This is a genomic window from Bacteroides nordii, from assembly GCF_019930665.1.
GTDB classification, from domain to species: Bacteria; Bacteroidota; Bacteroidia; order Bacteroidales; family Bacteroidaceae; genus Bacteroides; species Bacteroides nordii.
In genome coordinates, this window is the sequence record NZ_CP082886.1 from 586,301 (window position 1) to 599,242 (window position 12,942).

At 39.8% G+C, this 12,942-nt stretch carries 11 protein-coding genes; all 11 read left to right on the plus strand.

Annotated features, from left to right (window positions below; all coding sequences use genetic code 11):
* Window positions 1-13: 13 nt before the first annotated feature.
* The 11 genes from K8P02_RS02170 to K8P02_RS02220 all read left to right on the plus strand — a co-directional run bounded on the left by K8P02_RS02170 (window position 14) and on the right by K8P02_RS02220 (window position 12,886).
* Window positions 14-667 carry a sugar transferase gene (locus K8P02_RS02170; RefSeq protein ID WP_007484445.1) on the plus strand — a complete coding sequence of 218 codons (654 nt, stop codon included), beginning with the start codon at window positions 14-16 and terminating at the stop codon, window positions 665-667.
* Between the two features lie 478 nt (window positions 668-1,145).
* Complete coding sequence (locus K8P02_RS02175) at window positions 1,146-3,086, plus strand: polysaccharide biosynthesis protein (RefSeq protein WP_007484446.1); 1,941 nt, start codon at window positions 1,146-1,148, stop codon at window positions 3,084-3,086.
* A 128-nt stretch (window positions 3,087-3,214) separates the two neighbouring features.
* Window positions 3,215-3,892 (plus strand): PIG-L deacetylase family protein, encoded by a 678-nt coding sequence (locus K8P02_RS02180; protein ID WP_007484448.1) that lies wholly within the window; start codon window positions 3,215-3,217, stop codon window positions 3,890-3,892.
* A 715-nt stretch (window positions 3,893-4,607) separates the two neighbouring features.
* Window positions 4,608-5,084 (plus strand): HU family DNA-binding protein, encoded by a 477-nt coding sequence (locus K8P02_RS02185; RefSeq protein WP_002559635.1) that lies wholly within the window; start codon window positions 4,608-4,610, stop codon window positions 5,082-5,084.
* 77 nt (window positions 5,085-5,161) lie between these two features.
* Window positions 5,162-5,257, plus strand: a complete 96-nt coding sequence (locus tag K8P02_RS02190) for a smalltalk protein (RefSeq protein WP_002559636.1) — start codon at window positions 5,162-5,164, stop codon at window positions 5,255-5,257.
* Between the two features lie 136 nt (window positions 5,258-5,393).
* Entirely contained in the window at window positions 5,394-6,125 is a 732-nt protein-coding gene (locus K8P02_RS02195) for a type III pantothenate kinase (protein ID WP_025867393.1), read from the plus strand.
* Window positions 6,112-7,374, plus strand: coding sequence for a membrane protein (locus tag K8P02_RS02200; RefSeq protein ID WP_025867394.1), 1,263 nt, complete (start codon window positions 6,112-6,114; stop codon window positions 7,372-7,374). Before K8P02_RS02195 ends, K8P02_RS02200 begins: the two co-directional genes overlap by 14 nt.
* 44 nt (window positions 7,375-7,418) lie before the next feature.
* Window positions 7,419-8,744: a tetratricopeptide repeat protein gene (locus K8P02_RS02205; RefSeq protein WP_007484454.1), complete on the plus strand. Its 1,326-nt coding sequence runs from the start codon at window positions 7,419-7,421 to the stop codon at window positions 8,742-8,744.
* 45 nt (window positions 8,745-8,789) lie between these two features.
* Window positions 8,790-9,368, plus strand: a complete 579-nt coding sequence (gene lptC, locus K8P02_RS02210) for an LPS export ABC transporter periplasmic protein LptC (protein ID WP_007484455.1) — start codon at window positions 8,790-8,792, stop codon at window positions 9,366-9,368.
* A gap of 2 nt (window positions 9,369-9,370) precedes the next feature.
* Window positions 9,371-10,627, plus strand: a complete 1,257-nt coding sequence (locus tag K8P02_RS02215; protein ID WP_122201271.1) for a hemolysin family protein — start codon at window positions 9,371-9,373, stop codon at window positions 10,625-10,627.
* A gap of 120 nt (window positions 10,628-10,747) precedes the next feature.
* The gene (locus K8P02_RS02220) at window positions 10,748-12,886 is read left to right on the plus strand and encodes a peptidylprolyl isomerase (RefSeq protein WP_025867395.1); all 2,139 of its coding nucleotides are present in this window, start codon (window positions 10,748-10,750) and stop codon (window positions 12,884-12,886) included.
* Window positions 12,887-12,942: the final 56 nt, after the last annotated feature.

The following is a 12,942-nucleotide window of genomic DNA, read 5'->3' on the forward strand; positions in this document are numbered from 1 at the left end:
TCGCTTTTGAATAATGATATACTGTTTTTTTAAGCGTCTGTTTGACGTGATTTGTACCCTTTTGGGGATCGTCGGTACGTCGCCGATTTGGATTTTGTCGATTATTCTGACGGAGGTGAGCGACTCGGGGCCGTTGTTCTACTTTGCCAACCGTGTGGGTAAGGACAATAAAAAGTTCAAGATGTGGAAGTTCCGCTCGATGAGGGTGGCGCGTGGTGCAAGTGAGGCTTCGCTCCGTCCGGATCAGGATCGTATCTTTTGGTGGGGTAAGGTGATGCGTCGTCTGAAGATTGATGAGTTGCCTCAGTTGATGAACATCTTAAACGGCACTATGTCGATAGTAGGACCTCGTCCTGCTGCTGTGGATCAGGTGGACATCACCCGTGGTGGAGAGAATGCCATTGTTGCTACTGTTCCTTGTGGACTGACCTCGCAGTCGAGCCTCTGGGACTACATTTACGGCGACCAGTTTCCCGACGAGGAGGAGTACAATGAGAAGGTACTCCCCATCCGCCTGAAGCTGGATATCTATTACGTGCAACACGCCAGCTTTTTCGGGGACATCAAGCTCATTTGGTGGACGGTGCTTGCCATCCTCTATACCGCCTGTGGCAAGTATCCGCAGTGGATGCATGAGAAGCTGGTTGAATATTCTAGAACTGTATAGATCCGAAAAATTTAGGATATCTGTTAGTTATCTGTGAAAAGCATATCAGTCAAATCCTTCAGGACAATTCCAACTGTTAGATAACTCTCTTAAGAAAGATTCGGCACTGTAGTTCGATGGGTACAATGTCTATATGTATTTGGATGACAAACTGATAGATACCGAACATTTTACTGTCTGACTCATGCTTGGGCAAAATTCAAGTATGCTTCAGAGCAGGGTGGTGATAAAGGTGCTGATTTCTTTCTGGATGCTTTTGGAGAACCTTACCGGTTGGGAGCCGAATATGAAAAAGGCAAGTTAAGCTCCGAACAGATTAAGGCTTGCCATCAGAATTTTCTTCCAATGACTATCGGATTGAGTAATAATAAACTTTACAAACCAACTCCTTTTTTGAATTTATTTAATGGACAGCTGACTTCTGGCAGCTTTCCTTATGGGATACGTCAAAATTGGACGCTAACATAAAAAAAATATTGTGAAAAGTATTATTTCTAAGATTTTTGATAATCTGTCTGTAAAGAAGAGATTTGTAAATTATCGGGCTGTTTTGTTTACCGATACCGTGTTATCTGTTGCAGGTACATGTATCACTCTGCTTTTTGTTAATAGTTTTATCACTAATATTGAAAAAGACGTTATCATAACCATCTCGGTTTGTTCGGGTATCATCAGTTTTCTTATTTTTCATTTTCTGAGAGTCAGCAGAAACATTATACGTCATGCATCGATAAAGAGTGTTGGTAAAATTGAGACAGCCATCCTGCTGAAAGAATTATCGTTGTTGATTGTTGCCATTCTGACCGGTTCATGGTTACCGGAGAAGTATCTGTATGTATGCTGTTTTATCGATTTGTTGACAACTACAGGGATCTTAGTGGGTGCCCGCGTAGTGCTTATCTTGATCTATGATATTGCTGTGTTGCAGTTTACTTCCAGAAAAGCAAGAGTGTTGGTATATGGTACCGGTGATAAAAGCGTTGCGCTCAAGAAACGGATGTACACGAGTAAGCATTTTCATGTAGTCGGTTTTGTGAATCCGGATAAAAATCTCAAATCCTACTCTTTGTCAGAGTCACCGGTCTATTATTTTGCAGATGAATCCAACTTTGTATGCTTTGTAGAAAAGTACAATATTAATGGCATTATTTTTCCCTCGTATGAAGAGGCTCAGAAGGAACAGGGGCATTTGGTGAAATTCTGTCAGGATAATAATGTGAAAAACTACGTTTCTCCGCCTATCGATGTTTTGGGGGATGGTTTGAAGAAAACTGTCATCAGAGAAATTCGGATAGAGGATTTATTGGGGCGTGATGAGATCGAGATCAACATGCTGGAAATTATTAAGAATTTTACGGGTAAAACCATTCTGGTGACAGGAGCTGCCGGTAGTATCGGTAGTGAATTATGCCGCCAGTTGGCTACCTTCGGAATTAAGCAATTGGTTCTTTTTGATAATGCAGAGACTCCCATGCACGAACTCCGTCTGGAATTAGAACGCTTTTTCCCCGAATTGACATTTGTTCCTTTCATTGGTGATGTCCGTCAGAAAGAACGTCTTCAGATGGCTTTTGAGAGGTTCCGTCCACAAGTCGTATTTCATGCGGCTGCCTACAAACATGTCCCTTTGATGGAAGAGAATCCTTGTGAAGCGGTCCGGGTCAATGTGGTTGGTTCCCGCCTGGTTGCCGACTTCTGTGTACAATATTGCGTTGAGAAGATGGTGATGATTTCCACCGATAAGGCCGTCAATCCAACCAATGTGATGGGAGCTTCCAAACGTCTGGCTGAGATTTATGTACAAAGTTTAGGGCTTGCTATGGAACATGGCCAGGTGAAAGGAAAAACGAAGTTTGTAACTACCCGTTTTGGGAATGTACTTGGCAGTAATGGCAGTGTGATTCCATATTTTAGAAAACAGATACAGGAAGGCGGACCTGTGACCGTCACCGATCCCGGGATTACCCGTTTCTTTATGACTATTCCCGAGGCTTGCCGTTTGGTAATGGAGGCAGCCACAATGAGTACCGGCAATCAGATATTTGTTTTCGATATGGGCGAGCCGGTGAAGATTGTAGACTTGGCAGAGAAAATGATCCGTCTTGCAGGATACATTCCGGGTGAAGATATTAAAATAAAGTTTACCGGTTTGCGTCCCGGTGAGAAGCTTTATGAAGAGGTTTTGAGTAATGAGGAGAATACGGTTCCGACGGATCATTACAAAATACGTATAGCCAAAGTGAGGGAATACAAATGGGATGAGGTACTTGCCTCTTATGATAAACTGGCTGAGTTGGCACTTGCGGTGAAGATTGAAGATACGGTAAGATTGATGAAACAGGTGGTGCCTGAGTTTAAGTCGAATAATTCTGTGTATGAGAAATTGGATAGAGAGAATGCGGAGGTTTATCTGAATTGATTTACGGGAAGTGAAGGTGATCAATCCTAAAACAATCTTTCGAAGTATTACTGTAAATAGCTTGTGTCTGATATTGGTTCTTGTAGATACGAACCCCCAAGTTGTATAATTGTTAAAAATTAGAGAATATGAAATACTTACTTGTAGTGGCTCATCCTGATGATGAGACGCTGGGCGCAGGTGCGTCTATGTGGAAATGGGCACGTGAGGGGCATCAGGTGGACGTGTGCATCATGTGTACGGAGGCGAAGGCAAGGGCTTTCCGACCTTCAGACGAAGAATTGGGCGATGATACGAATGCCTCGAACAAGTTCCTGGGTGTGAACCGTATATATGAGGGTACGTTCCCGAATATCGAGATGAACACTGTGCCTCATCTCAAACTGGTGCAGTTCATTGAGAGTGCTATCAAAGAGAGTGAGCCAGATGTTATCATCACTCATCATCCTGCGGATACTAACAATGACCACCTACAGACTTCTATAGCGTGTCAGGAGGCTATCCGTCTATTCCAACGCAGACCAGAAGTAAAGCGTGTGCAGGAGTTTTGGTATATGGAGGTTCCTAGTTGTACAGAGTGGAAGATCAACAATGCAATGACAACATTCAATCCTAACTGCTATATAGAGGTAGGCAAGGAAGGAGTTGATGCTAAGGTGAAGGCTCTCTCAATGTATCGTGGCGTGATGCGTCCATATCCACATCCACGTTCAGCAGAATACATCACTGGTCTTGCTGCGATGAGAGGTGGTCAGTGGGGACAGGAGTATAGTGAGGCTTTCGAAATTGTGTTGCGAGCTTATTGATGAAGACACTCATAAAAGAAATATGGACTTTCTACACATACTTATTCTGACCACAGAAGACTGATAAAACATGAAATTCTTAATCGTTATTTTTCGAATTAAAGAGTATGGACCAAATAAATATTTGTTAGATGCCCTTATAAAAAAATAAGCTTTTGATGAAGACTTTTTTGAACTTGTTAAAGGGACTTTTCTTGTTCTTTTGTATTCCCTGTGTTATCTGGAAACAGAAGACGACTCTATAACCCCAAACATTGGATTCGTCCAATGCTTTCTTCCTTACTCTAAAGATTAAGATAGAGTAAGGAGTGCTGGATTATTCTGATGTGAATCATGATAATCTTGCTTAATATTATTGTTTGTTTGTGTAGCCCTCCTTTTAAATCAGGCGTGGTTTATTTGTAAGGAGGGCTTTTTTATTAAAGTTTTGTAGATCCTTTTTTCGAATTATAATACTACATTCTTTTCATCTCAAATGTAGTTGTTAGCTGGCCAGGCTTTCCTGTTTATGGAAAAGCCTGGCTACTTTTATATTTACAGTTCTATATACTTGTAGTATATTGATAACTAAAAGATTATAAAATAGGCATGTTGTGAATCATTCAGCAGCCCCCTTTTTACTTTGAGGGCTTAGAATAAACCTCCATCTTTGCAATGTTGATCAACAAAACGTGAATGAAAAAATGATTAGTAACATTAAAAAGAGGAGGTAATTATGCCTTTATTTTATAAGGGAATACAATCCAGTAAAGCCAACAAAGCCGGAGTGAAAACATGGCATCCGTCTTTGGTAAAGATGAAGAAAAGGATTAATACACAAACCTTGGCAGAGGAGATTGCCGAAAAGGCTTCACTGACGCCGGGTGATGTGCAAAATGTGGTACGGAACTTGCTTTCGGTGATGCGTAGATATCTGTTGGACTGCTATACGGTACGTCTTGAAGGGCTGGGAACTTTTACAATGAAGGTCCGTTCGCAAGGCAAAGGGGTAGAAACAGAAGATAAGGTGAATCCTAATCAGATCACATCGGTACAGTGCCAGTTTACTCCTGAATATTTCCGTCCGATAGCTGTGGGTACTACTCGTGCACTGACTCAGGGATTGTCATTTGCACATGCTGACCTGATGAAGAAAGGCATTGATAATAATGGCGGAGGAAATGAGGGAGAAGGTGAGGATCCGTCGGTTTAGTTGAAAATTGAAAGTTGAAAGTTGACTGCGCGGTGTTTGAAGCTTTTATGTAATAACTGATAATTAAAAAGAAATTTATGAAAAAGACGGTTTGGAGCACGATTCTGAAAGTAATTATTGCAGTGGCCAGTGCTATTGCGGGAGTAATTGGCGGTCAGGCAATGACGTTCTGAAATAAAAGACGATAATTGAGTGGAGAAAGCTCCCGGTGGTTCTGTGAAAGAGAGCTTGCCGGGAGTTTTTTTATATGTGTGTGCAGTGTGCTTGAATTTTTATCTGTATCTTTGCACGCTCAAAACGATAAATACGGTGAATTTAATTATCGATATAGGAAATACGGTAGCTAAAGTGGCACTCTTTGAGGGGGCTACAATGGTAAATGTTGTCTATGATTCTAATGAGTCGCTGGATTGTCTGGAGCGTATTTGTACTGAATATCCGATTGACAGAGGTATTGTTGCAACTGTCATTAATCTGAATGAGCGTGTTTCCGGACAAATAAGTAAGCTTTCTATACCTCTGCTTTGGCTGGATAAAGATACTCCGCTTCCGGTAATCAATTTATACGAAACACCTGAGACACTGGGTTATGACCGGATGGCTGCTGTAGTGGCTGCCAATGAACAATTTCCGGGAAGGGATATTTTGGTAATTGATGCGGGGACTTGTATCACTTACGAATTTATTGATTCTCTGGGGCAATACCATGGTGGGAATATCTCTCCGGGGCTACAGATGCGTTTTAAAGCACTTCATCAGTTTACGGGACGTTTGCCGTTAGTTGCTCCACAAGGATGTACGCCGACTTTGGGGAAGGATACAGAGACTGCTATGCGTGCCGGAGTGTGGAAAGGCATCGAATATGAAATATCAGGTTATATTACGGCTATGAAACATAAATATCCTGAAGTTTTGGTTTTTTTAACGGGTGGAGATGATTTTTCTTTTGATACGAACGTAAAAAGTGTCATCTTTGCAGATAGATTTTTAGTGTTGAAAGGATTAAATAGAATTTTAAACTATAATAATGGTAGGATTTAAACAGACACTTTGTGCGCTTTTGGTCACGACTTTTGCAGGAGTGGCAGTCGCTCAAAATAATACAAACTCTCCTTATACACGATATGGCTATGGCGATTTAGTCAATCAGAATTTCGGAAATAGTAAAGCAATGGGAGGGATTGCCTTTGGATTGCGTGATGGTTCACAAATTAATCCGTTGAATCCTGCTTCATACACGGCTATTGACTCACTGACATTCTTATTTGAAGGAGGAGTGAGTATGCAAAATGCTAATATCAGTGATGGCGCTTTGAAGTTGAATGTGAAAAATTCAAGCTTTGATTATATTGCTATGCAGTTTCGGTTGCATAGGAGATTGGCTATGAGTATCGGATTGTTGCCTTTCTCAAATGTAGGTTATAATGTGTCACAGGGATATTCGGAAACATCTGCCAGTCCGAGTTATACAAAGCAGTTGCTAGGTGATGGAGGTTTGCATCAGTTATATGCCGGTTTGGGTGTGAAGGTGCTTAATAATTTATCTATTGGTGCGAATGTTTCTTATTTCTGGGGAGACATAACACGTACGTTGGCTATGGTGTATCCTTCATATACAAATGTAGACGGACAGACAGTTTCGAACTCATATGTAGAAACAACAGGAATGTCAGTTCGTGATTATAAATTGGATTTTGGTATACAATATACCCAACCTATTGGAAAGAAACATTTAGTAACATTGGGAGCTGTATTTTCTCCGAAACACAATTTGAATAATGATACTTATGTGCAAACCAATACGAGTGTAATAACTACTAAAGATACGATTGCAACATTCGGATTACCGAATAGTTTTGGAGCCGGTATTACTTATAAATATGATGACCGCCTGACGGTGGGAGTGGATTACAGCTTGCAAAAGTGGGGAGATGTGACTTATATGAATCAACCTAATGCATTTTGTGATCGTACAAAAATTTCGGTAGGTGCTGAATATTTGCCTTCGAAACTTGGAAAAACTTATTTTGGACATGTGAAATATCGTTTAGGAGGTTATTATACTACTCCTTATTACAAAACAGAAGCTGGTGAAAGGGCTTCACGTGAGTATGGTGTTACAGCTGGTTTGGGGCTACCTATTCCACGCTCACGTTCTATCGTTAGTCTAACGGCGCAGTATGTGCGTGTAGAGGGTTTGCAGACTGGTATGTTGAATGAAAATATCTTGAGATTCAGCATTGGAATCACGTTTAATGAACGTTGGTTCTTCAAACGTAAGGTTGATTAATATTGAGAATAGACTAATTATATAACAACTAAAATTTAGATACAATGAAGATTAAAACGCTTGTGGCTGTGTTGTTCCTTTCGGCGGGTGCAACCTCTGTTGCGGCACAGAACGATAGCATCTGTATCCCTAACAGTAGTGTATCACATGAAGCTGTGAAAGCAGGTAATTTTAAAGATGCCTATGCGCCGTGGAAAATAGTGTTGGAAACTTGTCCCACACTTCGCTATTATACTTTTAAGGACGGTTTTACAATTTTGGAGGGCTTGATGTCTAAGATGACTGATAGGAATAGTCCTGAATACAAGAAGTATTTTGATGATTTGATGCATACGCATGATGTGCGTATGAAGTATATTCCTGATTTCCAGACAAGAATGAAGGGAGTTCCTTCAGTAGAAGATGCATTGGGTGATAAGGCATTGGCCTACATTCAGTTTGCGCCATCTCCGGATGTAAATCAGGCTTATGAATGGTTTAAGCAGTCTCTTGAAGGAGCTAAAGCTGACGCTTCTCCTAATGTAATGCATTTCTTCCTGGATATGTCTTTGCAAAAGTTGAAAGCTGATCCATCTCATAAAGAACAGTTTATTAAGGATTATTTGCTTGATACTCAGTATACAGATGAAGCGATAGCTAAAACAGAGAAAGAGAACATTAAGGCTGCTTTAAAATCTGTAAGAGAAGGTCTGGATGCACAGTTCATAAATAGTGGAGCTGCTACTTGTGAATCATTGCAAGAGATATATGCTCCTAAAGTGGAAGCTAATCAGGGAAATCTGGAAGCTTTGAAAGAGGTAATTAAAGTGATGGCTATGATGGGCTGTAAAGATAGCGATGCATATCTTCAGGCATCTTTGTATGCTTACAAATTGGAACCAAGTGCTGATGCTGCTATCGGTTGTGCTGCTATGGCATTCAAAAAAGGAGATATTGACGGTTCCGTTAAATTCTTTGATGAAGCAATATCTTATGAAACTGATAACGTAAAGAAAGCAGAATCTGCATATAAAGCTGCCAGTGTATTGGCATCAGCTAAGAAGATTTCGCAGGCAAGAAGTTATGCTCAGAAAGCTATCAGCTTCAATGAGAACTATGGTGCTCCTTATATCCTGATTGCTCAGCTATATGCTGGTAATTATAAATGGAATGACGAACCGGCATTGAATAAATGTACTTTCTTTGCTGCCATTGATAAATTGCAAAGAGCGAAAGCAGTAGATCCAAGTGTGGCTGAAGAAGCTAATAAGTTGATTTCTTCATACTCTGCTTATACTCCGGAAGCTAAAGACCTGTTCATGTTAGGTTATAAAGCTGGCGACCGTATCACAATTGGCGGATGGATCGGAGAGACTACAACGATCAGATAATATAATATGTTACAAGAAAAAAGTAACTTTTTATTTAGTAAAAACATGAGCATAACAATTGTCCTGGGGGCAATTGTTATGCTTCTTTTATTTTCTTCCTGCGGAGGGAAGAAGAAAGAGCTTGGTGAGGCTATAACGGAACGGGATTCTTTGCCTTCGATGGCAACTTTAGGGGTTGTGACCTATATTTCGGATTCGGGTGTAACGCGTTATCGTATGGAGGCCGAGGAATGGTTGATGTATGATCGTAAAAGGCCTTCTTACTGGGCATTTGAAAAAGGTGTCTATCTTGAACAGTTTGATTCTTTATTTAATGTGGACGCCAGTATAAAAGCTGATACTGCCTATTTTTATGATAAGCAAAAACTTTGGAAGCTGATGGGAAATGTCGATATTAAAAACCGAAAGGGAGAACGGTTTAATACTGAACTGTTGTATTGGAATCAGGCTACCGAGAAGGTTTATTCGGACCGGTTTATACGTATAGAACAGCCCGATCGGATTATTACCGGATATGGTTTTGATTCTAATCAGCAAATGACCATCTATCAGATAAGAAATATGGGAGGTATTTTTTACGTAGATGAAGAAGAACAAAAAGCATCAACGGATTCTGTAAGATAAGTATGAGTATTATTGTTTACCTTTTAATAACTATGGCTTTCTCAGCCTTCTTTTCGGGTATGGAGATTGCGTTCGTCTCTGTTGACAAGCTGCGTTTTGAACTTGAGCGAAAAGAGGGACTATCGTCAAGAATATTGTCTGTATTCTTCAAAAATCCGAATAATTTTATTTCTACGATGTTGGTTGGTAACAACATTGCATTGGTTATCTATGGTATTCTGATGGCACAGATTATTGGTGATAATTTGTTGTCCGGGTTTATCACTAATCACTTTCTGATGGTATTGGTACAAACCATCATCTCAACATTAATTATTTTGGTGACAGGCGAATTCCTGCCGAAGACATTATTTAAAATCAACCCTAATCTGGTATTGAATGTATGTGCCGTTCCTTTGTTTATCTGTTATATTATTCTTTATCCCATATCGAAGTTTTCTTCCGGACTTTCCTATATGTTTTTGCGTCTTTTCGGAATGAAGATAAACAAGGAGGCATCAGCAAAGGCATTTGGTAAAGTTGATCTGGATTATTTTGTACAATCCGGCATTGATAACGCAGATAATAGTGACGAACTGGATACCGAAGTGAAGATATTTCAGAATGCGCTTGATTTCTCAACTATAAAAATCCGGGATTGTATTGTGCCACGTACAGAGGTAGTGGCTGTTGATTTATCTACTTCACTTGAAGATTTAAAAAGTCGTTTTGTAGAATCCGGAATTTCAAAAATTATTGTTTACGACGGAAATATTGATAACGTAGTAGGGTATATTCACTCTTCAGAGATGTTTCGTAATCCTAGAGATTGGAGGGACAATGTAAAAGAGGTGCCTATTGTGCCTGAGACGATGGCTGCTCACAAATTAATGAAACTTTTTATGCAGCAAAAGAAAACGATTGCTGTGGTAGTGGATGAGTTTGGAGGTACTGCCGGAATTGTTTCTTTGGAAGATCTGGTAGAGGAAATTTTTGGTGACATAGAAGATGAACATGATAATACATCGTATATCTGTAAGCAGATAGGAGAGGGGGAATATGTACTTTCCGGTCGTCTGGAAATTGAAAAAGTAAATGAAACTTTTGATCTTGATTTGCCGGAAGCGGATGACTATCTGACTATTGGTGGATTGATTCTGAGCCAGTATCAAAGCTTCCCGAAACTGCATGAAATAATTTCCGTAGGGTGTTATCAGTTTAAAATTATTAAGGTAACACCGACTAAAATTGAGCTTGTGCGGCTGAAAGTGATGGAATAATGGTATAGACCTCCATTTTTTTTGCTAATAAATAGATGTATATTAGCATTTTTTGTATCTTCGTGCGCTAAAACAACTGAGACGAAAATAATAATAAACAAATAAACTGTATTAATTAAAATGGCAACATTACAAAACATTAGATCGAAAGGACCTTTATTGGTGATCGTTATTGGCTTGGCGTTGTTTGCTTTCATTGCGGGAGACGCATGGAAAGTCCTTCAGCCGCACCAATCACATGACGTAGGAGAGGTGAACGGGGACGCACTTTCCGCTCAGGACTATCAGGCATTGGTAGAAGAATATACTGACGTAATTAAGTTCTCCAGCGGAACGAATTCGTTGAATGATGAGCAAACCAATCAGGTGAAAGATGAAGTATGGCGTACATACGTAAACAATAAACTTCTTGAAAAAGAAGCCAAAAAATTAGGTCTTACGGTTTCAAAAGCTGAAATCCAGGCAATTATTGATGCAGGTGTTCATCCGCTGTTACAGCAGACCCCGTTCCGTAATCCGCAAACTGGTGCTTTTGATAAAGATATGTTGAAAAAGTTCCTGGTAGATTATTCTAAGATGAATCTGTCTCAAATGCCGGCACAGTACGCTGAATATTATAACTCAATGTATAAGTTTTGGTCATTTGTAGAAAAAAGTTTGATACAGAATCGTCTTGCTGAGAAATATCAGGCATTGATTTCAAAATCACTCTTCTCTAATCCGATAGAAGCGCAGGATGCTTTTGACGCAAGAGTAAATCAGATGGATTTGTTGCTTGCTGCTGTTCCTTATTCTTCTATAGTTGATTCTACAATAACAGTGAAAGAGTCTGAGTTGAAAGATCTGTATAATAAGAAGAAAGAACAGTTCAAACAGTACGTAGAAACCCGTGATATTAAGTACATCGATGTACAGGTAACTGCAAGTCCTGAAGACAGAGCTGCTATCGAAAAAGAAGTAAGCGAATATACTCAGCAATTAGCAAATACAGAAAGTGAATATACTACTTTTATTCGTTCGACAGGTTCGGAAAAACCTTATGTTGATTTGTATTATAATAAAACAGCTTTTCCAAGAGATGTAGTAGCACGTATGGATTCTGCTGCTTTGAATAAAGTATATGGTCCTTATTATAATGGTAGTGATAACACAATTAACTCTTTCAAAGTTATCGCTAAAACAGCTGCTGCTGACTCTATAGAGTTCCGGCAGATTCAGGTTGTTGCTGAAGATGCTGCAAAAACAAAAACATTGGCTGATAGTATCTATAATGCAATAAAAGGTGGTGCAAGCTTTGTTGATTTAGCAAAGAAATATGGCCAGACTGGAGAAGCAAACTGGATTTCATCTGCTAATTATGAAAATGCACAGATTGATGGTGATAATTTGAAATTTATTTCAACTGTTAATAATTTGGGTGTAAACGAATTGTCTAATCTCTCTTTGGGACAGGCTAATGTTATCCTTCAGGTTACTAACAAGAAAGCCGTTAAGGATAAATATAAAGTGGCTGTTATCAAACGTACAGTGGACTTTAGTAAAGAAACTTATAGTAGAGCTTATAATGATTTCAGCCAGTTTATTGCTGCTAATCCTTCTTTGGATAAAGTAGTGGCTAATGCTGAAGAAGCTGGTTATAGATTGCTCGAAAGAAATGATTTGTACAGCTCTGAACATGGAATTGGTGGAGTTAAAGGTACAAAAGAAGCTTTGAAATGGGCTTTTGCTGCTAAGCCGGGTGAAGTTTCCGGTTTGTATGAATGTGGTGAGAGCGACAGAATGTTGGTGGTTGCACTGGCTGGTATCACTCCTGAAGGTTACCGTTCTTTGAAGCAGGTACAGGATCAGTTGAGAGCTGAAATAATAAAGGACAAGAAAGCCGAAAAGATCATGAATGATATGAAGGCTGTTAATGCTACTTCTTTTGATCAGTATAAGTCAATGGCTAACGCTGTGAGCGACTCTGTAAAACATGTAACTTTTGCAGCTCCTGCTTATATACCGGCTTTGCGTAGTAGCGAACCTTTGGTAGGTGCCTATGCTTCGGTTGCTGAGTTGAATAAGTTGAGTGCTCCGATTAAAGGTAATGCAGGCGTATTTGTATTGCAGATGTATGCTAAGGACAAGTTGAATGAAACATTTGATGTAAAAGCTGAAGAAGCTACATTGGAAAATATGCATGCACGCCTGGCAGGACGTTTGATGAACGATCTTTATCTGAAGGCTGAAGTGAAAGATACACGTTATCTGTTCTTCTAAGAAGGACTAACTCATATATGAAAAGGCTGTTCCCGCATAGGGAGCGGCCTTTTTAC